Source organism: Rhizobium sp. 05L419 (genome assembly GCF_056397845.1).
On record NZ_JBFTOF010000002.1, the window covers coordinates 325,792 to 350,813 of the forward strand.

Annotated in this window: 20 protein-coding genes; 4 read left to right on the forward strand and 16 right to left on the reverse strand. The window is 60.0% G+C overall.

Going from position 1 to position 25,022, the window contains the following annotated elements; translation table 11 throughout:
• Positions 1-3: 3 nt before the first annotated feature.
• Together AC1DMK_RS03905 and AC1DMK_RS03910 are read left to right on the forward strand one after the other, a co-directional pair.
• Positions 4-1,161 (forward strand): acyl-CoA dehydrogenase family protein, encoded by a 1,158-nt coding sequence (locus AC1DMK_RS03905; protein ID WP_477857235.1) that lies wholly within the window; start codon positions 4-6, stop codon positions 1,159-1,161.
• A gap of 232 nt (positions 1,162-1,393) precedes the next feature.
• Complete coding sequence (locus tag AC1DMK_RS03910) at positions 1,394-2,410, forward strand: helix-turn-helix domain-containing protein (protein ID WP_477857236.1); 1,017 nt, start codon at positions 1,394-1,396, stop codon at positions 2,408-2,410.
• A gap of 105 nt (positions 2,411-2,515) precedes the next feature.
• On the opposite strand, the gene AC1DMK_RS03915 is transcribed toward AC1DMK_RS03910, so the two are convergent.
• Positions 2,516-4,111, reverse strand: coding sequence for an ABC transporter substrate-binding protein (locus tag AC1DMK_RS03915; RefSeq protein WP_477857237.1), 1,596 nt, complete (start codon positions 4,109-4,111; stop codon positions 2,516-2,518).
• 379 nt (positions 4,112-4,490) lie between these two features.
• Between AC1DMK_RS03915 and AC1DMK_RS03920 the strand changes: the two genes are divergently transcribed.
• Both AC1DMK_RS03920 and AC1DMK_RS03925 read left to right on the forward strand, forming a co-directional pair.
• A complete protein-coding gene (locus AC1DMK_RS03920) occupies positions 4,491-4,691 on the forward strand; it encodes a hypothetical protein (protein ID WP_037061033.1) in 201 nt (66 codons plus the stop codon).
• Positions 4,692-4,984: 293 nt separating this feature from the next.
• Positions 4,985-6,004: a GlxA family transcriptional regulator gene (locus AC1DMK_RS03925; RefSeq protein ID WP_037061031.1), complete on the forward strand. Its 1,020-nt coding sequence runs from the start codon at positions 4,985-4,987 to the stop codon at positions 6,002-6,004.
• 17 nt (positions 6,005-6,021) lie between these two features.
• Here AC1DMK_RS03925 and AC1DMK_RS03930 read toward each other — a convergent pair whose 3' ends face one another.
• The 15 genes from AC1DMK_RS03930 to AC1DMK_RS04000 form a co-directional block, all read right to left on the reverse strand.
• Positions 6,022-7,353 (reverse strand): diguanylate cyclase, encoded by a 1,332-nt coding sequence (locus AC1DMK_RS03930; protein ID WP_037061028.1) that lies wholly within the window; start codon positions 7,351-7,353, stop codon positions 6,022-6,024.
• 225 nt (positions 7,354-7,578) lie between these two features.
• The gene (locus AC1DMK_RS03935) at positions 7,579-8,409 is read right to left on the reverse strand and encodes a response regulator (RefSeq protein ID WP_477857240.1); all 831 of its coding nucleotides are present in this window, start codon (positions 8,407-8,409) and stop codon (positions 7,579-7,581) included.
• A 236-nt stretch (positions 8,410-8,645) separates the two neighbouring features.
• Entirely contained in the window at positions 8,646-11,213 is a 2,568-nt protein-coding gene (locus AC1DMK_RS03940) for a mechanosensitive ion channel domain-containing protein (protein WP_477857242.1), read from the reverse strand.
• 206 nt (positions 11,214-11,419) lie between these two features.
• Positions 11,420-12,859, reverse strand: coding sequence for an MFS transporter (locus tag AC1DMK_RS03945; RefSeq protein ID WP_477857243.1), 1,440 nt, complete (start codon positions 12,857-12,859; stop codon positions 11,420-11,422).
• 141 nt (positions 12,860-13,000) lie between these two features.
• Positions 13,001-14,155, reverse strand: a complete 1,155-nt coding sequence (locus AC1DMK_RS03950; RefSeq protein ID WP_477857244.1) for an amidohydrolase — start codon at positions 14,153-14,155, stop codon at positions 13,001-13,003.
• A gap of 100 nt (positions 14,156-14,255) precedes the next feature.
• A complete protein-coding gene (locus AC1DMK_RS03955; RefSeq protein ID WP_037061021.1) occupies positions 14,256-14,594 on the reverse strand; it encodes a cupin domain-containing protein in 339 nt (112 codons plus the stop codon).
• Positions 14,595-14,763: 169 nt separating this feature from the next.
• Positions 14,764-16,278 (reverse strand): glycerol kinase GlpK, encoded by a 1,515-nt coding sequence (glpK, locus tag AC1DMK_RS03960; RefSeq protein WP_037061019.1) that lies wholly within the window; start codon positions 16,276-16,278, stop codon positions 14,764-14,766.
• A gap of 153 nt (positions 16,279-16,431) precedes the next feature.
• Positions 16,432-18,156 (reverse strand): ABC transporter substrate-binding protein, encoded by a 1,725-nt coding sequence (locus AC1DMK_RS03965; protein ID WP_037061018.1) that lies wholly within the window; start codon positions 18,154-18,156, stop codon positions 16,432-16,434.
• Positions 18,157-18,233: 77 nt separating this feature from the next.
• Positions 18,234-18,515: a DUF2160 domain-containing protein gene (locus tag AC1DMK_RS03970; RefSeq protein ID WP_037061017.1), complete on the reverse strand. Its 282-nt coding sequence runs from the start codon at positions 18,513-18,515 to the stop codon at positions 18,234-18,236.
• Between the two features lie 16 nt (positions 18,516-18,531).
• Entirely contained in the window at positions 18,532-19,359 is an 828-nt protein-coding gene (locus AC1DMK_RS03975) for a carbohydrate ABC transporter permease (RefSeq protein ID WP_057468321.1), read from the reverse strand.
• Positions 19,360-19,373: 14 nt separating this feature from the next.
• Positions 19,374-20,240: a carbohydrate ABC transporter permease gene (locus AC1DMK_RS03980; RefSeq protein WP_477857247.1), complete on the reverse strand. Its 867-nt coding sequence runs from the start codon at positions 20,238-20,240 to the stop codon at positions 19,374-19,376.
• Positions 20,241-20,243: 3 nt separating this feature from the next.
• Positions 20,244-21,314: an ABC transporter ATP-binding protein gene (locus tag AC1DMK_RS03985; protein ID WP_037061014.1), complete on the reverse strand. Its 1,071-nt coding sequence runs from the start codon at positions 21,312-21,314 to the stop codon at positions 20,244-20,246.
• Between the two features lie 11 nt (positions 21,315-21,325).
• A complete protein-coding gene (locus AC1DMK_RS03990; RefSeq protein ID WP_477857249.1) occupies positions 21,326-22,402 on the reverse strand; it encodes an ABC transporter ATP-binding protein in 1,077 nt (358 codons plus the stop codon).
• A 46-nt stretch (positions 22,403-22,448) separates the two neighbouring features.
• Complete coding sequence (gene glpD / locus AC1DMK_RS03995) at positions 22,449-23,966, reverse strand: glycerol-3-phosphate dehydrogenase (protein WP_477857251.1); 1,518 nt, start codon at positions 23,964-23,966, stop codon at positions 22,449-22,451.
• A 209-nt stretch (positions 23,967-24,175) separates the two neighbouring features.
• Positions 24,176-24,997 carry an AraC family transcriptional regulator gene (locus tag AC1DMK_RS04000; RefSeq protein ID WP_477857253.1) on the reverse strand — a complete coding sequence of 274 codons (822 nt, stop codon included), beginning with the start codon at positions 24,995-24,997 and terminating at the stop codon, positions 24,176-24,178.
• Positions 24,998-25,022: the final 25 nt, after the last annotated feature.

The following is a 25,022-nucleotide window of genomic DNA, read 5'->3' on the forward strand; positions in this document are numbered from 1 at the left end:
ATCATGACACAGGACTTCAACGAGCTGATCGACAAGGCGAAAAGCCTTGCCGATGGATTCTCGGCCAACGCCGCCCATCACGACGCCACGGGAGACTTTCCCTTCGCCAACTTCGACAAGCTCTTTGCATCGGGTCTCCTCGGCCTTGTGACCGCGCGCGAGCATGGCGGATTGGGCAGTGGCCTCAAGGAGGCCCAGGCAATCATCAGCGAAATCGCCCGCGGCGAACCGTCGACGGCGCTTGTGCTTGCCATGCACTACAACACGCATTACTCGATCCGCCGCTTCGGCAAATGGGCGCCTGACCTAGCTGAACGGGTCGTGTCGGCAAACCGTCTCGGTCCGGCCTTGATCAACGCAGCTCAGGCCGAGCCGCGCATCGGCTCACCGGCTCACGGCGCACTGCCCGAAACAATCGCCCGACGCGATGGCGATACCTGGCGTATCACCGGGCGCAAGAGCTACGTCACTGGCATTCCGATCCTGAAATGGGTCGCTCTGCTGGCGCTGACGGACGAAGAGACGCCTCGCCTTGCCTCCTTCCTCGTGCCGACCGATGCACCCGGCCTCCGCATCGAAAAGACATGGAACGCCGCCGGCATGCATGCGACGGCGAGCGACGACATCATTTTGGACGATGTCGTCATCGCCGCGGACGACATCATCGAAGCGCAACTCGCCTCCGAGCCAATCGCGCGCCACGAGCATGCGACCGCCTTCTTCTTCTCGCTGATCGGCGCCGTGTACCACGGCGTGGCCAGGTCGGCCCGCGATCGGGTTCTGCGCTTTGCCGCGCACCACGCGCCGGCGAGCCTCGGCGCGCCGATCGCATCGGTTCCACGTGTCCAGGATGGCCTCGGCGAGATCGAAATCCGGCTGGCTACCAATGAGAGATTGCTGCGGTCGCTGGGAGAAGACGTCGATGCAGGGCGGTCGGTCGGAATGGACGGTATGAGCGTTCGTCATGTCGTGATCGACAATGCCGTCGCCATCACCAATCTCGCGCTGGAGCTTGCCGGCAACCCAGGCCTCAACCGGGATTTCCAGCTCGAACGGCATCACCGCGATGCGATCACGGCGCGCTCGCACGCGCCGCAAAGCCATATGATCCGCACCATTGCGGCAAAGGGAGCTCTGGCACGGGCCGGCGCTTCGCAATGAGCCGATGCCGCGATCGAAGCGCAGCGTCCGTCCCCCTGGATCGCTTGCCTTCGCGGTCGATATATCACTGGTTGCGCCTGGGAAGGTCACCCAAGGCGAAACCTCCTTCATTGCAGCGGCAAACGGGCAGACATCAAGACCAATCGGCGAAAGATGTGACATTGATGGAGTATTAATCAGAGTAATCCTATGAACAACCTTCAGTCGGTGCTACCGGAACACCAGAGGTTTGATGATCGTGAAGAATCGAATTTTCCCGCTGATCTTCGATACGCGTTCATTGCCGCAGGAACACCAGTTCGAGGCCTGGCGTGCCTATAATTCAGCTGTCATCGATGTGTCATTGTCTCCGAACAATCGTGACGCCTTTGCCTTCGAGCAGAAGGTGTGGGACTTGGGTGCCGTCGCGTTCACTTCAGCCCGCCTGCCCGGCCCGCAAGTACCCCGCAGCTGGGAGCATCTCAGCAAGGATCCGCTCGATCACTGGTGTTTTGTGCTGCCCGAAAGCGCACGGCACACCGAGGAGGCGTTGGAGGGCTCGCCTCAGGTCTATTTTCGATCCCTCGGGCGGCAGTTTTGCGGCGCTGCAGCGGACTCAAGCGTATCGACACTATTCATTCCACGCGACCTCCTGCGCCCGGTTGCAGGCTTGCTTGATACACACTCTGAAACGCTCCCTAACGACGGGCTTGGTGCGCTCCTGTCCGATTTTTTCATTTCCGTAGAGCGGCGGCTCCCCACAATGGCAACCGAAGACGTTCCGCGCCTGGTCGAATCCATTGCGGCGATGATCATCGCCTGCGTCGCGCCAACGCCCGACAGGTTGGCCGAGGCCAGCAAACCGATCGCATCGACGCGTCTAGAGCGAGCGCGTCAGCGGATCCATATGAGCCTGTTGTCCCCGACGCTCAGTCCGGCAACGCTCTGCCGGGACATCGGGGTGTCTCGTTCGACGCTCTATTCCCTGTTCGAGCCCTTGCAAGGGGTGTCGCACTACATACAGAGGCAACGCTTGCTTGCGGCCTATCGCATGCTGCGGGATCCCACGAACCGTTTCACGACCGCCGAGCTTGCCGAAATGTTTTGCTTCTCCGACGCCAGCACATTCACGCGCGCCTTTCGGCAGGTGCTGGGATGCTCGCCGCGGGACGTACAAGGGACGATCCTCCCGCCGGCCCCCGCTCCAGCGTCAACCCCGCTGCAAACAGTAGCGGAGTTGGGTAGCATACTTCGACGCCTTCAGCCGTGAGCACACAATCCGAAAGTGCCGCCCTTCCCACCGCCTCTGAAAGTCGTCCTTGGGATGACCGGCCGCGCGACGCCTGCGGCTGGTTCGCTTGCGTCGCCCGGGAAATCAGGCGTCCGGGCTCAGCCAGATCTGCCCAAAGCTGTTGTTGATGCCCTGAGCGCCCGGCGCGAAATTCCGGACCTTCTTGTTCGCGACAATCTGCGCGCCCGCAGCGACCAGGTCGACGGACACGACGTCGTCATGGATGAGATGCTGGAACTGGTACCAGAGGTCGCGGCGCTTGCTCTCGTCCGGCTCGACCGCCGCGGCTTCGAGGAGGCGATCCACCTGCGGATTGGAGTAGTGGCTGGCGTTCGAGAAGACGAGACCGATCTTGAAGTTCTTCGACCAATAGGCGCGCTGCACACCGAGCGTCGGATCGAAAGTGTTCGAGAGAGATTCAACGACCAGATCCCACGTGCGGTCCGTGTAGACGGTCTTGAGGAAGGTCGCGAGATCGAGCTTCTGGATTTCGGCATCGATGCCGACGACCGCAAGCGACTGCTTGATGAAGTCTGCATAAGACGGCGGCAGGAACGAATTGTAGGCGAGACGCAGCTTGAAGCGCGTTCCGTCTGCCCCGCGGGGATAGCCCGCTTCGTCCAGCAGTTTTTCCGCGAGCTTCGGGTCCGGCTCCCTCGCCTTGATGCTTGGATCGTACCATTTCGGCAATGCCTTGCTGATGGGGCTCGGCGAGACCTGCGCATACCCATAGAGCGCGATATCGACGAGCTTTTGCAGGTCGATGGCATGCGCGATCGCCAGCCGCACGTCGCGCTTCGTCAAGATCTCATTTTCATAGTTGAAGAACAGCTGCTGTTGCGGCCCCGAATAGGCATAGGTCGTGGTATCGACGACAAGGCTCGAATTGGCCTTCAGGCGCTCGATATCGGACAGCGGCACAGGGTTGGCGCCGATATCGATCTCGCCCGTTTCGAGTGCGGCGGCGCGTGCAGCCGGATCGAGAATGACGCGCAGCACCACCCGGTCGAGATAGGGCTTCGGCGCATCCCAATAGTCCGGGTTGCGATCGAAGATCAGATGGCTGCCGGGTATCCATTCCTTGAGGACGAACGGGCCGGTGCCGATCGTTTGCTCCAGTTTCGGCTGCTCCTGCGGCTTGAAGGTCTCGTACACGTGCTTGGGAACGATCGGCGATTCCGAGCTGCCCAGCGCCGAGATCAGGTAGGGAGCAGGTTTGGACAGGACGATGACCGCGGTGTGGGCGTCCGGCGTTTCGACGGCCGTGACATTCTGGTAGGTTATGCGGCCGCGCGGATGCGCCTCCTTCAACCGGAAGATCGTGAAATTGACATCGTCAGAGGTGAAATCCTTGCCGTCGTGCCATTTGACCCCCTGCCGCAGCTTGAACGTATAGCGTAGGCCATCCTCGCTGACCGACCAATCGGTCGCCAAGAGGGGAATGGGGTTGAGGTCGTAGTCGAAGTCAAGAAGCCCTTCGTTCACCTTCGGCCCAATCGCCTGGCCAGTGCCGGACGACGTGTTGATGGCAATCAGCGATGTCGGGTCGGGATAGTAGGCCCAATTAAGCGTGCCGCCACGAACAGGTGTTTCTCCGGCTGCAAATGAAGGACGGGCAAGAGCAAGACTTGCGCTGCTGAGCAGCAGCAGCTGGTTGAATTGGCGGCGGTTGATGGACATCACATCTGCTCCGGAAATATCGATACGGCAGAGCCGGCGGCACACCCCTTGCACCGCCCATGGATGATCTCTGCAGGTCCGCAAAATCCGAAGGCAGAAATTCTATCGCCTTGCGAAAGCAGCCCTTTCACGGCGTCGCGCATTGCTGCGGTGAACACCCCGTCAGAAATGGGTCGAACACGGGTTGCGTGAGGCTTTCGGCTCTGTCCTCGCCGGTTTCGACAACCGCCGACGTCGCCGGTTATCAAAAGGCGAGCTCAGCGAATTCATTCAAAAAGATTGATGATAGCCATAAACTCTATTCGTTTGATTGATGGGCACGACAGGCCCATATCAGTAGGCATGAAGAAGATGTCGTTCGAGAGAAAAGGAAATCGAAATGACCACGATCAGTTACAGAGACAGCAAGCCGTCTTCCTCAGGCGACCTCTATCCGTCCGTGTCAGGTTATGCCCGCAAGATCGTTCATGCATGGCATCAGTGGCAGGCAGCACGCGAAATCGAATCCATGCCGTTTGATATGCGCAAGGATATCGGTTGGCCGTCGGCAGATGACGCAGACGAACGTAAGGCCATGTAATGAATGCGACATACCGACCCTCTTGGAGGCGGCGCTCTGCTCCCGGCAGCGCCGCCTTCGCTATTTTTCGGCGACCCAGAATTTAATCTTGAATTTCAGACACATGTATTTTCCGGCGCGTCGCGACTGAACATTTGTCGCTGCCAATCGTCAATTGACAAAGATCAACTCGAGCAATGTCGCAATTTGCTCTTTGCGGCCGCATTTTTTCATGCCAATGTCGTTTTCAGGATATCAAAACGACGCATTCCAAGCAACCAATAGACGATCGTCCTCGAGCACGGAATGGTCTCATGAACAAGATGCAGCATAAGAAACGCTCCCTGGTCTTTTTCATGGTCCCCCAGTTCACCATGCTGCCGTTTTCGGCAGCGATCGACACACTGCGCATCGCCAACCGCATGCTCGGCTATCAGGCCTACAACTGGCGCCTGACCTCGGTCGATGGCGAGAAGGTCTATTCCTCCTGCGGCATCGGTATCGAGGCCAACACCTCGCTGGCCGACGAGCGTCGTAACCTCGGCGGCGAGAACCGCCCGAGCATGGTGCTGGTCTGTTCCGGCATCGATGTCGAGGAGTTCAACAACAAGTCGGTCAACGCCTGGCTGCGCGAAACCTACAATCGCGGCGTAGCGGTGGGCAGCCTCTGTACCGGCGCGCATGTGCTTGCACAGGCGGGTCTGCTGAACGGCAAACGCTGCGCGATCCACTGGGAAAACCTGCCGGGCTTCTCTGAAGCCTTCCCGCAGGCTGAGGTCTATGCCGATCTCTACGAAGTGGACAGCAATCTCTACACCTGCGCAGGCGGCACCGCATCGCTGGACATGATGCTGAACCTGATCGGTGAGGATTTCGGTGAAACACTTGTCAACCGCGTCTGTGAGCAACACCTGACCGATCGCGTGCGCAGCCCGCATGATCGTCAGCGCCTGCCGCTACGCGCCCGTCTTGGCGTGCAAAACGGCAAGGTGCTCTCGATTATCGAGCTGATGGAAGGCAATCTTGCGGAGCCGCTGTCGCTTCTGGAGATTGCCGACGGTGCCGGCCTATCACGGCGGCAGATCGAGCGCCTGTTCCGACAGGAAATGGGACGCTCGCCCGCACGCTACTATCTCGAGATAAGGCTCGACCGCGCGCGCCACCTCCTCGTCCAATCCTCCATGCCGGTTGTCGAGGTTGCCGTCGCTTGTGGCTTCGTCTCCGCATCGCATTTCTCGAAGTGTTATCGCGAACTCTATCACCGCTCGCCGCAGCAGGAGCGCGCCGATCGCAAGATGACCATGGCAACGGCTCGCCAGGCAATCGCAGCCTGAGGGGCCGTGGGGCGCGACTACTGGGCCGCCTCGCCCGTCAGCTTCGCGTCGGAGTAGACGAGATTGCGGCCTTTGTGCTTGGCCATATAGAGAAATTGGTCGGCAGCGTTCAGATAGTTGTCGAACGTCTCGTAGTCTGAGATTTCGGCCACGCCGATCGATATCGTCACCGACAGATCCTCGTCGTCCGCCGTCACCTTCAGCCGCGAAATATCCGACCGTATCTCGTCGCACAATTTCGTCGCAGCGATGGAATCCGTCATCGGAAACAGAATAGCGAATTCTTCGCCGCCGAGACGGGAGAGCAGGTTGTCGCTGCCTTCGAAAATAGTCGCCAATCTGTCTGCGACAGCCTTCAGCACGGTATCGCCGATTTCATGACCGTAGGTGTCGTTGAGCCGCTTGAAGTGGTCGATATCCAATATGGCGACAGAGCTTACTGCCTTCTGCCGCAGGCAATCGGTGACAAGCTTGGGGCCAATGTCGTAGAAGTAGCGCCTGTTGTAGAGACCGGTCAGATAATCGCGTGCGGCGGCGGCCCGCAGTTGCTTCAGCTGCGTCAGCGTCTCGACATTGTTGGCAACGCGACATTGAAGCTCCTCCGCAACGAACGGCCGATAGAGGAAATCCGATGCGCCCGCCTTGAGAAAGCTCGCGGAAAGCATGCGGTCGCTCGACGACGACACTCCGATGATCCGCAACCTGTCCGAGCCGAAGCGCTTCCGCATCCGTCGCGTCAGCTCCTGTCCGCTCATGTCAGGCATGTGGTGATCGGTCACCACCAATTCGATGTCACCGTAGCTCTGCAGGGCAGACATAGCCTCCTCGCCGCTACTGGCTTCGACCACCATGTACTGCTGCGCCTCCAGCAGCTCCACAAGAAGCTGTCGCGCCGAAGCGACGTCATCGACCACGAGCACACGCGTCTTCCTGTTTGTCATCGCCCGCCGAACCGCCGCGACGAGGTTGTCGAGCGCGAACTCGCTGTCCTTCAGCACATAGTCGACGACATTCCGCTCCATGATCCGATTGCGCGTCCCGATGTCGAACGTCGCGGTAAAAACGATGGCCGGTATGCCGTGTTCCATCGCGCAATCGAGCGCCTCGCCATATGGCGAATCCGGCAAGGTCAGATCGACGATCGCTATGGTGTAGGCTTGGCTGTCCTGCAAAAGCACCTCGCGAAGGCTCTTCAGCGACGCGCACGTCTTGGTGTTCAAGCCGAGCTCGACATGAAATCGGTGTGACAGAACTGCGGAAAACATCCGAGAATCTTCAACCAAAAGTACCGTATGGCCGCCAAAACGCGGCCCCGCGCCCCATCGGTTGTTTTCCGCTTGAAAAGCCATCCAGCCCTGCCCCGCTGAGTGCCGGAACTCGAATCGAGTCGTCTGCCGACGGTTTGGACGATATCCGACAGCTCGCTCGGCGTGAAGACGGGCAGCAAGAAGCAACACTGTAAATTGCAAAAAAACGAACACCTGGGATTGTCCGCGACAACCGACGCCCATAAACCGGGAGCTATGAGCCCGCCGCGTCCAGCCCCGCGACGGATCCGGATGTCAACCAATGTTTCAGGCGACGGACTGCTGCTTGTGCATCGACTTTATCTGCAACAGCGTATCCAGGTTCTGGTTGACGCGGCAATAAAACTCCTCGTCGATGAACGGCCTCAACATGAAGTCGTTGCCGCCGGCCTTAAGGAACCGAGCGGAGAGCAATCGATTGGAAGACGATGATACGCCGATGATGCGCAATTCGTGCGAGCCGATGCTGGCCCGGATGCGCCGCGTCAGCTCGAAGCCATCGATGTCGGGCATGTTGTAGTCGGTGACCATCAACCCGATGTCGCGATTGGCTTTCAGGATCTCCAGCGCCTTCAAGCCGCTGTCGGCGGTGCTGACGCGGAAATTGTAGCGCTTCAGGCGGCTGGAAAGCAGCGCGCGTGCAGTTGGACTGTCATCGACGATGAGCACATGATGGCGGTGATTGGTCAGGAAGCGGCAGATCGATTCCGCCAGCAGGTCGACGGCAAAGACATTATCCTTCAGGATGTAGTCGACGATATCCTTTGCCATCAGCTTGTCGCGCATGCCGGCCTGGAACGTGCCGGTGAAGACGATCGTCGGAATGCTGAGGTCGACCAGATATTCGAGTGCCTCGCCGTTCTCCGCGCCTGGAAGGTTGATGTTCGAAATGGCGAGCGTGATCGGATCCGTGGTCTTATCGTAGCAGAGCTGCAGCTCCTCGAAGTTTCGGCAGATCTCGACATCGATATCGAAGAGTTCCTTCAGCCGACTCCCGATCATCGCGGTGAACACGTTGGAGTCTTCCGCCAGGACAATACGTGCATTTGCAAACATGCCACCGGAATACTGCATCCCCGAAATACCCAAAAAAGCCATTTCCAAACCTTTTAAAGAAACCATGCCCTGGTCCAAATCGCTACATTATGCGGTTTGAATAAGTATTAATCGGCACGCTCGGGAGCCCAACAAAAAGGCGGCCACGGCGACCGCCCCGACTTTGTTCAAAACATGCTTAAAATAATAGGCACAACACTGCATCGCGCTGTCGCAAGCGCCGGCAAGCGATCGATGCGCGGCGAAACTCGTTGTCTGCGCAACTGCATGGATTGCAATCACTGCCGGTCTCGACCGCTGTCGGCAGCCTTGCTCCGCAACCGGCGCACCCTACCGTCGCTTTCAGCCGGTTCATCCGTTTCGCCGAGGTCGGCGACGTCGTCGGCCTCCGCAGCAACTTTGGTATCTGCAGCGGCTGACGTGATCGTATCGAGCGGACGATGGAATACGACATCGCTTTGCGGAAGCGGAATTTCGATGCCCTCGGCCCTGAAGCGCTTAAGGATTGCAATGCGCAGCTCGTTTCTGATCTTCATGCCATCGCCCATGTCGCCGAGCATGAAGCGCAGCTCGAAATCAAGCGAATACGGACCGAAACGCAGGAACTCGACCTGTGGCTCCGGATTGCGCAACACAAGCGGCACTGCATTCACCAGCTCCAGCAGAATGTCCATCACCTTCTGCGGGTCCGCATTGTAACTCACTGAGACCGGAATCTCCGAGCGACCCATCTTGTTTCGGTGTGTCCAGTTGCCGACGGAAGCATTGATAAGCTCCGAGTTCGGCACGATGATCGACTGTTTGCGGAAAGTCTCGATCTCCGTGGCCCGCACTGAGATCCGCTTGACAATGCCTTCCGCCGTGCCGGAAACGACATGATCTCCGACCTTGAATGGCCGCTCCACGAGCAAAATCAGGCCCGATACGAAGTTCGACACGATATTCTGCAAGCCGAAACCGATACCGACCGACAGCGCAGATGCGACGAGCGCGAAGTTGGAGAGATCGATGCCCGCAGACGAAATGCCGATCAGCGCCGCAATGCCAACGCCGAGATAGCCGATGCCGGTCTTCACCGAATTGCGCACGCCGAGATCGACGTGGCTGCGCGCCATGATGTTGCTGTCGAGCCACCGCTGGATCCAGCGCGTCAGCAGATAGCCGCCGGCAAACAACAGAATGCCCGTGAATATTCCGACGAGCGAAATGTTGATCCCGCCGAACCTGACCTCAGTGAAGAGTCGATAGGCAAGCAGTTGCAGGTCCTGCACATGAAAGCCCCAAAGCAGCAGGATCAGCGGAATGCCCACCGCCAGAGCGACGCCATAGATGCAGAAGCCCACCAGCAGTCCCACCTGATCGATGGCAACGGGGCCGAGCTTGAAACGCCGCGCAACAAACCGCCCCGGAGCGGTATCGCCGAAGGTTTCGTTGCGCGATATCGCCTTGCCGGAAAGCAGGCCGATATAGGTCGTGACGCCAATCGCGCCCGTGACGATCAACTGGGAGGCGACGAACCGTGCCAGACCGACATAGCCGGTCAACGCTGAGACAATGAGCCCCGCGCCAAGCACGCGAAGAATGATCGCCATGCCCCGAGGCCAGTGCCGCCCGGGGGAGTCGGGATCGCCGTCCATGGCAAGCATCGGCCTGCCGAACGACGCTGCGATCAGGATCAAGCCGATAATCAGTGCCGCGATCAGACTCCTGACGACGGTGAGGACCAACGGCGAGCCCATCGCCTCGCCGATGCTGCCGAAGAAAAAGTCGAGGGCATGCACAATTGCCATCGCCAGCAGGCAGGCGCCGATGGAGCTTGCCCCGCGGTTGGACAGCTTGACCAGCCGCCAGTGCGGCTCTCTCGGCGCAAAGACTGCATTGCTAAACCGCCGAACGAAGTAGACCAGCCCAATCGCGCCGAAAAGCGCGGCAACCACAGGCGCAATATCCGACCTCAAAACGTTGAAACTGTTGAGGAAGAAATAGGACGAGACGAGTAGAGCAGCGAGCGAGAGCGTTCTGATCAGCGTCGACCAGAAGGCAATCGAAAGCCGGCTGATGTAAGAAGGCTGTACCGCGGTCTCCTTACGCTGAAGGTAGTGCCCAAACAGGCGATAGCCACCGGATAGCAAAATCAGAGCCGTTGCCAGCGACATGAAGATCGCCGCGAAGAATGCCAGCGCCTTGAATTTCAAAACGAAACCCAGCCAGCTTGCCAAAGCCTGCCAGAAAGCGCCGGCCTCCTGGACAAATGCGCTTGCTGCATCGTCAAGGACCGAGCCCGATATATCCGTTCGGCGCAGCAGGGTCGCAGCGAAGAGCTGGCGGCGGATTTCAGCAATCTGGTTGCTGAGCTTTCCGATCGCGGCAGACAGGCTTTCGGCATCGCCCTTCACGGCGTTGATTTGCGCCCGTTCGGCCGTCAGTGCATTGCGCTCGTTGGCGACAATCTCTGCCTCCGCCGGCTGCCCTTCCTTCGGCGGATCGCCGAGTTCCGCAAGACGTGCCTTGATCTGATCCAGGCGCGGAGCGAATCCGCTGGAAATACCAATGACAGCGCGGCCGAGCTGGTCGGCCTTGCCATTCAGCGCAACGAGCGCATCGTCGTCTTGGCCGTTCTGCTTCACGCCATCCTGCAGGGACGCGAGCGCGCTTTTGGCTTTCTCTATATCCTTCGCCGCCTGCTCGACGGCTGTCGTGGCAAGCGGTGCCGGTTCGGCGGATTGCTGCTGCGCTTGAACTTGAGCGGCCTGCGGCTGCGGCGTCTGCGCATGAACAAGGGTCCCGCTGGCCGCGGCCAGCGAAAGGAACAGAAAAGTCCGAAGCAGAATAGGTGTCAGCCGCAAGATGTCCCCGCTTGGGTTTGCTATGTCAGGTTGGAGGCTTGCTTTTCATAGGAAAGAAAGGCGACAGAAAGGCGAAGTACGAGAAGTCGAGCCGTCCCGTTCGCGTTCAACTGCCGTCGATAGCACGTCGGTCGCAACGTGGCGATGTCGAAATCGGGTTCGCAGCCAGCCCAGCAGAGCGAACACCTGGGTACGGTCCCGCCAGTTTACCGCCGCAACCGGTGTCCCGAAACCTCTGCGCCCGCATCCGGTGCCAGTTGCAGGAAGCGCAGCGACGACACCATGCCGATTGCTCCGATGACGAGGAACGCCCAACGGAAGTCCGCCAGCCCCGGATTGTCCAGACCGCGAAACGCGACCGAAATGTTGAGCACGGCGGCGGCGATTGCAACGCCGAGCAGCAGCGAGACCTGTTGCAGCATGCTGGACAAAGTCGAGGCAGAACTGCGCTGCACCGGATTGATGTCGGCAAAGGCCAGCGTATTGAGCGCCGTAAACTCCATGGAGCGCGAAAGACCGGCGGTCAGAAGAAGCGCATAGATGACGATACGCGGCGTCGCCGGCGAAAGAAACCCGCAGGCAGCGATGGAGACCGCTGCGATCAGGCCGTTGAAACAAAGGACGGTGCGGAAGCCCAGCCTGGCAAGCAAGGGAGTCGTCACCACCTTCATACCGAGATTGCCAAGGAAATAGACGAGCAGATAGGCACCTGCTTCGATCGAACTCAGGCCGAAGCCGAGCTGAAAGAGTAGTGGCAGTAGAAACGGTGTGGCATTGATCGCGACCCGGCTGGCCGTACCGGCCGACAGCGTGGCGACGGCATAGGTGTGGACCTTGAAAGCGGAGAGATCGAGGAGCGGATTGTCGATCCGCAGTAAATGCCGCGTCGCCATGAACGACAGCACCATCCCTGCCGCAAGCATCGCCAGGATCGGCAGGAGGCCGCCATGCCATTTGACCGACAACTCAAGCGCGGCAAGCAGAAGAGTAAGACCGACTGCGCTGAGTACCAAGCCGCGCAGATCGAGCCTGCCTGCATCCTCCTCGCGCTGCTCCGGCACGAAGCGCCAGACCAGCGCCATGCCGATAGCCCCGATCGGCAGGTTGATCAGAAAGTTCCAGTGCCAGCTGGCATAGGTCGTAATGAAGCTCCCGAGCAGCGGCCCGATGACGGGCGCGGTCAGTGCCGGCCAGGTAATGAGCGCGATTGCCTGAACGAGCTCGGACTTTCGGGCGTTCTTCAGCACGATGATGCGGCCGACCGGCGTCATCAACGCACTGCCCGCACCCTGGATGGCGCGCGCAACGACGAATTCGACCAGTCCGCTGGAAAGCCCGCAAAACAGGGAAGCCGCCGTGAATATGGCGATCGACGTCATGAAGACGCGCCTTGCCCCATAGCGGTCGCCGAGCCAGCCGGCGAGCGGGATGAAAGCCGCCATGGTCAGCATGTAGACGGTAATGCCGATGCTCATCGACACGGGCTGAACGCCAAAGCTTGCCGCCATCTGCGGCAGCGACGTGGTGACGATCGTTCCATCGAGGATCTGCATGAAGAAGGAGACGGCAACGACCAGCGCGACGATCTTTGCCCGGCGCGCGCTTTGCGCATCGCCTTTCTTCCCGGTCGTATCTATCGCTGTCATCAAACTGCCAATGTGAAATGCAAAGTATGCGAGCAGTCGGACCAACGAAAACAGCCGAAGCCTTGTCCGATCCGTGCCATCGCTAGATAGGCCCATCGTTCCGCGCAGGAAAGAGAAAAACGCGCTCCGCGCGTGATCAAATCACCCGAGAACGTTCCGGATCGCGCGCATGAAAACACGCGAGCCGATGGAAATCAGTTCGTCCGGGAAGTCGTAGTCCGGGTTGTGCAGCCGTGGATGATCCTCGCCTGCCCCCAGGAAAAACATCGCTGACGGCGCCACGGTTCGAAACAGTCCGAAATCTTCGGATGCCTTCATCGGCAAGAGATCGCTCGGATTGTCAACGGCAATGCCTTCCTCGTCCAATGCACGACGCAGTGCATCGACGGCCTCTGCCGAATTGAAGCACTGCCGGAAGACGTCCTCGTAGGAGATCTCCAACTGCAGCCCTGCCGCCTGCGCCTGTTTGCGTGCAAGCGTTTCCGCGCCGTGCACAAGCGCGGTCATCCTCTCATCCGTCAATGTCCGCAGTGTTGCCCAGATTTCCGCCTGGCCCGGGCTGATCCCGAAGGCAGGCTCGCCCAGGCGGGCATGGGTGACGGTAACCAGGGTATAATCCGGTCCGAGAGCTGCATTGTTGCCAAGGGACGTCAGCCCGCCGAGCAGCCGCGCCAGTGCAAACGTCGGTGCTATGCCATCCTCCGGATAGGAGGCATGCGATGTTTTGCCCTTGAGGACGATCTTCATGCCGCGCGAGGCGCAGTTCACCGGCCCCTCCCGCAAAAGTGCGTGGCCAAGCCTGACACCGGGAAAATTATGGAGCGACAACGCCAAGTCAGGCATCAGCACAGCAAACTTCGGATCGGCCAAAACAGCCGCAGCCCCGGCGCCATTTTCCTCCGACGGCTGAAACATCAGGACGACCCGGCCCTTTGCCGGTCGCTTGCGGCCAAGGCCCTTGGCCAGTGCGATCAGTGTCGCCATGTGCCCGTCGTGACCGCAAAGATGACCTTTGCCCGCAACCGTCGATCGATGAGCAGCGTCAGAGATTTCCTCGATCGGAAGCCCATCCAGTTCGGCGCGGATCATGACCGTCGGCCCGGCGACCCCACCGTCGTAAACTGCCGCAAGTCCATGGCCGCCGAGGTTCGAGACAATCCGGTCTGGCTTTGTCGGCAGCAATGCCTGTCGGACGCGGAGTGCCGTTTCAGTCTCCTCCCCGGATACCTCAGGATTCCGATGAAGATCGCGTCGAAACTGCTTGATATCGATAAGCTCTTCGTCTGTCAGAAACATGCATCGGGTCCTGTAGTTTGGCTTTGCCTGGCGTTGAATCTACGCCCGGCAACCTGGCGGCGCCCCCGCCGTGCTGCCAGCATCGCTCATGCACAACAGCTTAGCCGAGGAATTCCGCCCGATGTGGCGTGAAGGTATCGATCAATCGTCCCTTTTCCAGTGCTTTGACGCCGTGCACAAGGTTGGAGGGGACAATGAAGCTGCCACCTTCCGTCAATGTCTCCGTCTTGCCATCAATGGTCACCGCGAAGCTGCCTTCCGCGACATAGCTCGCCTGGACATGTGGATGCGAATGCGCTGCCCCCACTGCATCCTTCTCGAAAACGACTTCGACCATCATCATCTCGGGCAGATAGGCCATGATGCGGCGGGTGACACCCGGCTCCGGATTTGTCCAGTTCGCGCCTTTGGCCGATACGAACAGGCTGCTCGACGTCATTCTCATCTCCTCAAGAAGGCCACGATTGCATACGCTTGGGGAGCAACAATCGCCGCCTATGCATTCACCAATCGTCGTGCGCCGGTCAAGCCGAACTTTTCCTTTTCTCTCGGCGCCTATTCGACCTGAGCAAAGGCGGCGGCATCCGGCATGAACACTTCCGCGAGCGTCAGGAAATCTGGCTGCCGAATTGCGCTCCGGACAATGTGCGCGACACGGCGTTGCGCCACCCCGCGATCTTGGTCTGGCGCACCCCGTCGGCCATGGAGGGTAGAAAACGTCGGCTGCAATTCCATGCTTCTGCAAATTGTCGCCGCCCCGGCCACACGCCCGCCTTCGAGCCTGCCAGCCAGGCAGCACCGAGCGCCGTCGTCTCGGGGACGGCCGAACGGTCGACCGGATTGGCGACGATATCGGCAAGGCGTTGCATGGTCCAATCGGAAGCGGCCATGCCGCCGTCGACACGCAATACCGTTTCAATGCCGTGGTCGCCCCAATCCTTCCTCATTGCAACGAGCAGATCGAGCGTCTGATACGCGACGGATTCGAGCACGGCGTGCGCAAGTTCGGCCGGACCGCTGTTCCTCGTCAGGCCAAAGATCGCGCCGCGCGCTTCGGGGTCCCAGTACGGCGCGCCGAGGCCGGTAAAGGCCGGCACGACATAGACCTGCTGACCGGCATCGGCCCTTAGCGCCAGCGCGCCGCTTTCGGATGCATGCGAAATGACGCCGAGGCCGTCGCGCAGCCATTGCACCGCAGCGCCCGCTATGAAAATCGATCCTTCCAGCGCGTATGTGGTCTCGCCCTCTAGCCTGTAGGCGATCGTCGTCAGCATCCGGTTCGACGACATGACCCGATCGCGACCGGTATTCAGCAAGGCGAAACAGCCCGTTCCGTATGTCGATTTTATCATGCCTGGATCGAAGCAGGCGTTGCCGATGGTTGCGGCCTGCTGGTCCCCGGCTACCCCAAGGATCGGAATTGCCGCGCCAAATATCCCGGCATCCGTCGTTCCAAAATCGTCAGAACAATCCTTGATCTCTGGGAGGACTGACGCCGGTATCCGCAAGACACCGAGAAGCTCATCATCCCACTCACTCTCCGCGATGTTGTAAAGCATGGTTCTGGATGCGTTGGTCGCATCGGCCGCATGAACCCGGCCACCGGTTAGGTTGAAGATCAACCAGCTGTCGATCGTCCCGAAGCACACGTCTCCTGCTTCCGCGCCCTGCTGCAAGCCATCGACATTGTCGAGCAACCAGCGCAGTTTCGTTCCCGAGAAATAGGGATCGAGCAAAAGCCCTGTTTTGGCCCGAAACAGTTTCTCATAGCCGTCGGCCTTGAGACTATCGCAGATTTCCGTGGTGCGCCTGTCCTGCCAGACGATCGCCTTGTGCAACGGCTGACCCGATTTGCGATCCCAGACGACCGTGGTTTCGCGCTGATTGGTGATACCGATCGCAGCGATTGCGGCTGGTGAAATGCCGGCACGCTCGATTGCCTGCTTCGCCGTGCTGACGACGCTCTCCCATATCTCGCGGGGATCGTGCTCGACCCAACCCGGCTGAGGATAATACTGTTTGATCTCCTCTTGCGCCGAAGCAATCATGCCCATCCCGGCATCGAAGACGATCGCACGCGACGAGGTCGTGCCCTGATCGATTGCGAGAATATAGCCGCTCATTACCTGCCTCGACTGCAAGAGAATCCCCCGCCGGCCGTTGAAGCGGCAGGTCGTGCGATGCGCATCTGGAAATTTGGCGTGGTACCGGCGGCAGCGTTGTGTGCCGCCGGCTTAGCTATTGACCGGGGCTGTTGCCCCGGTCAAAGCAGCCGATCAGTTCGACTGCCAGCTCTTGACCAGTTCGTCGTAGTTGACGGTAACCGGCTTTTCTTTCTCGTTCTCGATCTTCAGCTGCGGCGCAAGGTTGCCCTTTGCGACCGCGTCCTTGTTCCAGTATTCGAGATCATGCTCCTCGGCGAGCTTCGGTCCGATATCGCCCTGCACCTTGGCGCGTTCCAGGCGCTGCAGGACCTTTTCCTGTTCCGAGCAAAGCGAATCCATGGCTTCCTGCGGCGTCTTTGCGCCGGACGAAGCATCGCCGATTGCCTGCCACCAAAGCTGAGCGAGCTTCGGATAGTCAGGAACATTGGTACCAGTTGGCGACCACTGTACGCGAGCGGGCGAACGATAGAATTCGATCAGGCCGCCGAGCTTCGGAGCGCGCTCTGTGAAGCTCTTGTCGCGAATGGTGGACTCGCGAATGAAGGTGAGGCCGACATGGCTCTTCTTCACATCCACCGTCTTCGACGTCACGAACTGCGCATAGAGCCACGCAGCCTTGGCGCGATCATCAGGCGTCGATTTCATCAGCGTCCACGAACCAACGTCCTGATAGCCGAGCTTCATGCCGTCTTTCCAGTAGACGCCGTGCGGGCTCGGTGCCATGCGCCACTTCGGCGTGCCGTCTTCGTTGACGACCGGCAGGCCCTTCTTGACAGCATCGGCTGTAAAGGCCGTGTACCAGAAGATCTGCTGGGCGATATTGCCCTGCGCCGGAACCGGACCAGATTCCGAGAAGGTCATGCCTCCAGCTTCCGGCGGAGCATAGGCCTTGATCCAATCGAGATACTTCTGGATCGAATAGACCGACGCCGGGCCGTTTGTGTCGCCGCCGCGCGCAACGCACGATCCGACCGGACGGGAGTTCTCATCGACCTTGATGCCCCACTCATCGACCGGAAGGCCGTTCGGAAGCCCCTTGTCGCCGTTACCGGCCATCGAGAGCCATGCATCGGTGAAGCGCCAGCCGAGCGACGGGTCCTTCTTGCCGTAGTCCATGTGGCCGAAGACCTTCTTGCCGTCGATTTCGCGGCCGGTGAAGAATTCGGCGATGTCCTCGTAAGCGGACCAGTTGACCGGAACGCCGAGATCGTAGCCGTACTTCGCCTTGAAGTCGGCCTTGTTCTTCGCGTCGTTGAACCAGTCGTAGCGGAACCAGTAGAGGTTCGCGAACTGCTGGTCGGGAAGCTGATAGAGCTTCTTGTCGGGCGCAGTCGTGAACTTCGTGCCGATGAAGTCGTTGATGTCAAGGCCCGGATTGGTAACGTCCTTGCCTTCGTTCGCCATCCAGTCGGTCAGCGAGCGAGCCTGCTGGTAGCGCCAGTGGGTGCCGATGAGGTCGCTATCGTTGACATAGGCGTCGTAGATGTTCTCGCCGGACTGCATCTGCGTCTGCAGCTTTTCGACGACATCGCCTTCGCCGATCAGGTCATGGGTGATCTTGATGCCGGTGATCGCCGTGAAGGCCGGTGCCAGCACCTTCGATTCATATTCATGAGTGGTCAGCGTTTCGGAGACGACCTTGATATCCAAGCCGGCAAAAGGCTTGCCCGCATCGATAAACCATTGCATCTCCTTTTCCTGGTCAGCACGGGAAAGCGTCGAGAGATCGCCGACTTCCTTGTCCAGGAATGTTTTCGCCTCGTCCATGCCGGCATAGGCGGAGCCCGCCATGGCCAGCACGATGCCTGCTGTTGTCGCTAGTAAATGCCTTCGCATGATATCCTCCCGGGGTTTGCGATTGCAGTCTTCACGTCAGGCGGCCAGTACCCCCGGCCATCTGTATCTCCCTGCCCTTAGACGTAGCGGAACACGCCGACGGCGTAGACTACGGCAAGGGCAAGAGCCCACCACAGGTTGGGCCCGACAAGGCCCAGCCATGCGAGATGTATGAACGCTGCACCGAGCAGCGATATGAAAAGCCGGTCTCCCCGCGTGGTCTCGAACCTGAGGATACCCACACGCGGCGAGCCGCCCGGCGCCAAATATTCCCAAACGCTCATGCCGATCAGCAGCATGAGAATCGTCAGAAAAAACAATGCGGTCGGCAGCGTCCACGCCATCCAGGAAAAGTTCATGAGTGGTCCTCCCTTGTCAGACGCGACCGAGCGCGAAGCCCTTGGCGATGTAATTGCGGACGAAATAGATGACGAGCGCGCCGGGAATGATGGTCAGCACCCCGGCTGCGGCAAGCACACCCCAGTCCATGCCCGAGGCCGAAACCGTTCGCGTCATGATCGCCGAGATCGGCTTTGCCGCAGTCGTCGTCAGTGTCCGGGCGAGCAGCAGTTCCACCCATGAGAACATGAAGCAGAAGAAGGCAGCGACACCGACGCCAGAAGCGACCAGTGGTATGAAGATCCTCACGAAGAAGCGCGGGAACGAGTAGCCGTCGATATAGGCCGTCTCGTCGATTTCCTTCGGCACCCCGGACATGAAACCTTCCAGGATCCAGACCGCCAGCGGCACGTTGAACAGGCAGTGGGCGAGTGCAACCGCAATATGCGTGTCGATCAGGCCGAATGCAGAGTAGAGCTGGAAGAACGGCAGCGCGAAGACGGCGGGCGGGGCCATCCGGTTCGTCAGAAGCCAGAAGAACAGATGCTTGTCGCCGAGGAAACGGTACCGCGAGAAGGCATAGGCCGCAGGCAGCGCCGCCAGCACCGAAATCACCGTGTTCATGACGACATAGGTGATCGAGTTGATATAGCCGTTGTACCAGGACGGATCGGTGAAGATGACAGTGTAGTTCCGAAGCGTCGGGTTGAGCGGCCACAGCGAGAAGGTGCCGGTGATCTCGGCATTCTCCTTGAAGCTCATGTTGACCAGCCAATAGATCGGCAGGAGCAGGAAGATGATATAGATCGTCGAAACGACCCAGGAGAAGTTGCCCGCAGGCTTGTATTTCATTGTCTGAGCCATGGTCCTCTCCTTTCTCACGCGTTCTCGTCGCCGATGGTCATCACGGTGTAGAATATCCATGAGAGCAGCAGGATGATCAGGAAGTAGATGATCGACATCGCCGCCGCCGGGCCGAGGTCGAACTGCCCGACCGCCATCTTCACGAGATCGATCGACAGGAACGTCGTGGAGTTGCCGGGGCCGCCGCCGGTGACGACGAAGGGTTCGGTGTAGATCATGAAGCTGTCCATGAAGCGCAGCAGCACGGCGATGAGCAGCACGCGCTTCATCTTCGGCAGCTGGATGTAGCGGAAGACGGACCAGCGCGAGGCGCCATCGATCTTGGCAGCCTGGTAGTAGGCATCCGGGATCGAGACCAGGCCAGCGTAGCAGAGCAGCACCACAAGGCTCGTCCAGTGCCAGACATCCATGACGATGACGGTAATCCAAGCATCAATGGGGTCGCGGACATAGTTGTAGTCGAGCCCGATTGCCTCCAGCGTATGGCCGAGCAGGCCGATGTCGACGCGGCCGAAGACCTGCCATATCGTACCGACCACGTTCCACGGAATAAGCAGCGGCAGCGCCATCAGCACGAGGCAGACCGGCACGCCGAGCCCCTTCTTCGGCATGTTGAGAGCGATGAATATGCCGAGCGGAATTTCCAGCGCCAGGATAATCAGCGAGAAAGCGAGGTTGCGCTGAAGTGCCGCCCAGAAGCGGTCGGAATGCAGCGTCTGAACGAACCAGTCTGTGCCGGCCCAGAAGAATTCATTGTTTCCGAACGTATCCTGCACCGAGTAGTTGACGACGGTCATCAGCGGAATGACCGCCGAGAACGCGACGAGCAGCAGGACCGGCAGCACCAGAAACCAGGCTTTGTTGTTCCAGGTCTTTTGCATGGCTCAGGCCTCCCTGCCGACACGCCAGGAATTGGCGTAGATATTGATGGCTGCGGGATCGAAGGTGACGCGGGCATCAGCGGGGATTTCCTGGTCCTCCGTCACGACGATGGCGAGCGGCTGTCCGGCGAAGCTTGCACGAACGATCTTCTGGCGTCCGATGTCCTCAACCCTGTTGATCGAAACCGGCATTCCCTCGCGTCCGATCCGGATGAATTCCGGACGGATGCCGAGTTCCGTCTTCGCACCCACCGAGACCTTCGGCGCATAATCGAGCGACAGCGTCTCGCGGCCGATCGTCACGACATTTCCTGCCAACGTCGCAGGAATGACATTCATGCCCGGGGAGCCGATGAAATAGCCGACGAAAGTGTGGCTCGGGCGCTCGAAAAGCTCGGCCGGCGTACCGATCTGCACGATCTCGCCCTCGTACATGACGACGACCTTGTCGGCGAACGTCAGGGCCTCGGTCTGGTCGTGCGTGACGTAGACCATGGTGAAGCCGAACTGTTTGTGCAGCCGCTTCAGCTGCGAGCGCAAAACCCACTTCATGTGCGGGTCGATGACGGTCAGCGGCTCATCGAACAGGATGGCGTTGACGTCGTTGCGCACCAGTCCTCGCCCGAGCGAGATTTTCTGCTTCTGATCGGCGGTCAGGCCCTGGGCCTTGCGCTTCGCCATCCCCGCGAGATCGATCATCTCGAGGATATCGCGAACGCGACGATCGACCTCAGGCTCGGCCACCCCGCGGTTGCGGAGGGGAAAGGCCAGATTGTCGTATACGGTCATCGTGTCGTAGATCACCGGGAACTGGAACACCTGCGCGATGTTGCGCGCCTGCGTCGAAAGGTTGGTTACATCGTTGCCGTCGAAGAGGATGCGACCATGCGACGGCTGCAACAGGCCGGAAATGATGTTGAGCAGCGTCGTCTTTCCGCAACCGGACGGTCCAAGCAGCGCGTAGGCGCCGCCGTCGCGCCATTCGTGATCGACTTCGCGAAGTGCGTAGTCCTTCTCCGACGTCGGGTTCGGCCCGTAGGCGTGGCGGATGTGGTCGAGCGTGATGCGTGCCATGTCCCTGCCCTTTACGCCTGAGTGCCGGTCGCGATCGCGCGGCCGTCGGTGTCGAATGCCATCAGATGGCGGGTGTCCAGAAATACCTCGACCTCGGTATCCGGATCGATGTCGTGAATCCCGTGAGCAAGCATGACCCATCGCACCCCGTCATAATCCAGGTGCACGAAGCTTTCGGAACCGGTGATCTCCGAGATCTGCGTGCGCGCCCGCAGCCGCGCCGCGTTCGGTGACTGCGCCGAAAGCGCAAGGTGATGTGGGTGAAACGCCACAGTCACAGGACCGTCGGCCATGCTGGCGAGATGGCCCGGCACCGAAAGGATATCGCCTCCCTGCCGCTGGAACGTTCCGCCGGTCTTCACCACGTCGATGAAGTTGAGAGGCGGATCGGCGAAGGTCTTCGCAGTGACGAGATCGAAAGGGTTGCGATAGACGCTGATCGTCGAACCGAATTGCGTCACGCGCCCTTCCGAAAGCGTCGCCGTATTGCCCCCGAGCAACAGCGCCTCGGACGGCTCTGTGGTCGCATAGACGAAAATGGCGCCCGATTGCGCGAATATCTTTGGCAGTTCCGCACGCAATTCCTCACGCAGTTTGTAGTCGAGGTTTGCCAGCGGCTCATCCATGAGCACCAGGCTTGCGTTCTTGACGAGCGCGCGGGCAAGCGCGGTGCGCTGCTGCTGACCGCCGGACAAATTAAGAGGCATGCGGTCGAGATAGGGCGTCAGCCGCATCAGTTCTGCGGCCTTTCGCACCTCGCGGTCGATCGTTGCGGCATCCTTGCCGGCGATCCGCATCGGCGAGGCAATGTTCTCGTAGACCGAAAAAGCCGGATAGTTGATGAACTGCTGGTAGACCATCGCGACGTTGCGCTTCTGCACCGGCACGCCTGTGACATCGGCGCCGTCGAAATGGACGGAACCGCTTGTCGGGCGGTCAAGCCCGGCCATCAATCGCATCAGCGACGTCTTGCCGGAGAGCGTTGGCCCCAGCAGCACGTTCAGCGTGCCTCGTTCAAACGCAAGATTGGTTGCGTGGATATGATATTCCCCGCCAACCATCTTTGCGGCGTTCCGCAATTCAAGCATTCCTGTTCCCGTGCCTCCTCAACAGCGGGGACGACATGGCGCACTGTTACCCGGCCATCTGAGCCGGTAGCGCAGCCATGTATTCCTCCAATAGTGCCGCCTGTTCCTTCGTCAGACGCAGGCCGTCCTTCGTTCTCCGCCAGAGCACGTCTTCCGCGCGCCTAGCCCATTCGTGATCAATCAGATAGCGAACCTCTGCCTCGTAGAGGTCGCTGCCAAAACAGCGCCCGAGATCTTCTGCGCTGCTCGCCTGCCCCAGCAGGACCGCAGCCTTGGTGCCGTAGCGCCGAACCAGCCGGCGCGCATGCGCGTCTGCAAGGAAGGGATAGCGCCCCTTCAGCTTGCCGACCTCGGCTTCGTATCCCCTTGCAGCAAAATCGCCGCCCGGCAGGTGGCTCTTTGCCGTCCACGGCGCGCCTTTCGTGCCGATTGCTGCCCCGATCTTTTCCAGCGCGTGCTCGGAAAGCCGCCGGTAGGTTGTCAACTTGCCGCCGAAAACGTTAAGAAGCGGCGCACTGCCACCCTCGCCTTCCACTTTCAGCACATAGTCGCGGGTCGCTTCCTGCGCCTTCGATGCGCCGTCGTCGAAGAGCGGCCGCACGGCCGAGTAGGTCCAGACGATATCATCCGGCCGCACCGGCTCCTTGAAGTATTCGCTCGCAGCATTGCAAAGATACGTCGTCTCCTCCTCGGAGATCTTCACGTCCTTCGGATCGGCGGTATAGTCGCGATCGGTCGTGCCGATGAGCGTGAAGTCCTGCTCGTAGGGGATGGCGAAGATGATGCGGTTGTCCGGATTCTGGAAGAAGTACGCCCGCGGATCGTCGAACTTCTTATTCACGACGATATGGCTGCCCTGGACGAGCCGGACATGATGCGCCTCGTTCTGTCCGAAGGCAGCGCGAATGACGTGATCGACCCAGGGACCGGCCGCATTCACCAGCATGCGAGCCTGAAAGGTCTGAGCCTGCCCTGTTGCCGCGTCCACCGTATCGATTGACCAAAGACCGTTCTCGCGATGAGCGGAGACCACTTTTGTCCGCGGCATGATCTGCGCACCGCGATCGGCCGCGTCGCGTGCGTTAAGGACGACCATGCGTGCATCATCCACCCAGCCATCCGAATATTCGAAAGCCTTCGTGAACAGCGCCTTCAATGGCTTTCCAGCCGTGTCCCGGCGCATGTCGAGCACGGCTGTCGGCGGCAGAAGCTTGCGGCCGCCAAGATGATCGTAGAGGAAAAGCCCCAGGCGGATGAGCCAGGCCGGACGGATGCCTCCCCTGTGATAGGGCAGGACGAAACGCATCGGCCAGATGATGTGCGGCGCCATCGCCCAGAGAATTTCGCGCTCCATCAAGGATTCGCGCACCAAACGAAACTCGTAGTGCTCCAGATAACGCAAACCGCCATGAATGAGCTTCGTCGCGCCGGAAGACGTACCGGACGCAAAGTCGTTCATCTCGGCCAGCGCGACCGAATAGCCGCGGCCAGCCGCGTCGCGCGCGATCCCGCAACCGTTGATACCGCCACCGATAACAAAAAGATCGTAGATCTGACGGCCCACGTTCCCCCTCCGAGCCAGAAAATGCCGCACCGCAAAAATACTGAGCGATTGCGAAAGTAAGGACACTTAAAACGAAGATTAAGCGAATGTCAAACGAATGCTTCGCGAATTCGAGCCGTGCAGGCCACGATGCGTCTTCACCGCACGAAATAACGATCGCGCCTCAGTGGGTGCGACCTGGGAAGTCCCGAAAGGCGGTGGATCAGAGTTTATGACTGATCGGGCGACCTGAAATAGGCACGCGGTGCGGCGCCCAGCACGCGTCTGAACATGGTCGAAAAAGCGGCAACGCTGTCGTAACCCAGATCGAGCGCGACAGCCGTCACCGGTTCGCCCGCGGCGAGGCGGGGCAAGGCAGTGAACACCGTCGCCTGCTGCCGCCATGTCGAGAGGCTGATTCCGGTCTCGCTTCGAAACGCCCGGGTGAACGCGCGTCGGCTCATTGCCAGCCGCTGCGCCCAATCGTCGATCACCAGCCGTGCGGTGGGGCTTTCCATGAAGCTGCGGCAGAGCGCGGCGAGGCGCTGGTCGGCAGGAAAAGGCAGGCCCAAGGGACGGTCTGGTAGCCGCAGCACCTCTTCCAGGAGCAACGCCATGATGAGCCGTTGCCGCTCGGACCCATGAGCGTCGCCGTGTGGCGCGACAGCTTCCACGGTCAGGGCGCGCGCAAGGTCCGTCAGCACCACGACGCGTATGGTCGTTGGTCCCTCAGCCGATGCGCCGGGCGCGATATAGGCGGACAGCATTGTGACATCGCCCAGCATGTCGACGGTATGCTCGAGACCTGCGGGAATCCAGAGCGCGTGTTCCGGCGGCACCATCCATCGACCTTGACTGGATGAAACCATGACGACCCCGGTTCGGGCGTAAACAAACTGCGCGCGACTGTGGCTGTGAGCCTCCACGTGATAGCCGGCGGGGTATTCCGAGGGGATTGCGTAGACTGGTTCCGACGCGGCCTCGATTGCCGCCAGTCGCTCCAAATGGAGCTTTGACAATTCGCTCGCCGACTGTTTCAGCGCAGTCTTCATCTCATTTGGCCCACTCGCGAAACAA

Bases quoted from the DNA above. Each gene is read 5' to 3' on its own strand.
- AC1DMK_RS03905 (WP_477857235.1), top strand. From the start codon at position 4: ATGACACAGGACTTCAACGAGCTGATCGACAAGGCGAAAAGCCTTGCC.
- AC1DMK_RS03910 (WP_477857236.1), top strand. From the start codon at position 1,394: ATGATCGTGAAGAATCGAATTTTCCCGCTGATCTTCGATACGCGTTCA.
- AC1DMK_RS03915 (WP_477857237.1), bottom strand. From the start codon at position 4,111: ATGTCCATCAACCGCCGCCAATTCAACCAGCTGCTGCTGCTCAGCAGC.
- AC1DMK_RS03920 (WP_037061033.1), top strand. From the start codon at position 4,491: ATGACCACGATCAGTTACAGAGACAGCAAGCCGTCTTCCTCAGGCGAC.
- AC1DMK_RS03925 (WP_037061031.1), top strand. From the start codon at position 4,985: ATGAACAAGATGCAGCATAAGAAACGCTCCCTGGTCTTTTTCATGGTC.
- AC1DMK_RS03930 (WP_037061028.1), bottom strand. From the start codon at position 7,353: ATGGCTTTTCAAGCGGAAAACAACCGATGGGGCGCGGGGCCGCGTTTT.
- AC1DMK_RS03935 (WP_477857240.1), bottom strand. From the start codon at position 8,409: ATGGCTTTTTTGGGTATTTCGGGGATGCAGTATTCCGGTGGCATGTTT.
- AC1DMK_RS03945 (WP_477857243.1), bottom strand. From the start codon at position 12,859: ATGACAGCGATAGATACGACCGGGAAGAAAGGCGATGCGCAAAGCGCG.
- AC1DMK_RS03950 (WP_477857244.1), bottom strand. From the start codon at position 14,155: ATGTTTCTGACAGACGAAGAGCTTATCGATATCAAGCAGTTTCGACGC.
- AC1DMK_RS03955 (WP_037061021.1), bottom strand. From the start codon at position 14,594: ATGACGTCGAGCAGCCTGTTCGTATCGGCCAAAGGCGCGAACTGGACA.
- glpK (WP_037061019.1), bottom strand. From the start codon at position 16,278: ATGAGCGGCTATATTCTCGCAATCGATCAGGGCACGACCTCGTCGCGT.
- AC1DMK_RS03965 (WP_037061018.1), bottom strand. From the start codon at position 18,156: ATGCGAAGGCATTTACTAGCGACAACAGCAGGCATCGTGCTGGCCATG.
- AC1DMK_RS03970 (WP_037061017.1), bottom strand. From the start codon at position 18,515: ATGAACTTTTCCTGGATGGCGTGGACGCTGCCGACCGCATTGTTTTTT.
- AC1DMK_RS03975 (WP_057468321.1), bottom strand. From the start codon at position 19,359: ATGGCTCAGACAATGAAATACAAGCCTGCGGGCAACTTCTCCTGGGTC.
- AC1DMK_RS03980 (WP_477857247.1), bottom strand. From the start codon at position 20,240: ATGCAAAAGACCTGGAACAACAAAGCCTGGTTTCTGGTGCTGCCGGTC.
- AC1DMK_RS03985 (WP_037061014.1), bottom strand. From the start codon at position 21,314: ATGGCACGCATCACGCTCGACCACATCCGCCACGCCTACGGGCCGAAC.
- AC1DMK_RS03990 (WP_477857249.1), bottom strand. From the start codon at position 22,402: ATGCTTGAATTGCGGAACGCCGCAAAGATGGTTGGCGGGGAATATCAT.
- AC1DMK_RS04000 (WP_477857253.1), bottom strand. From the start codon at position 24,997: ATGAAGACTGCGCTGAAACAGTCGGCGAGCGAATTGTCAAAGCTCCAT.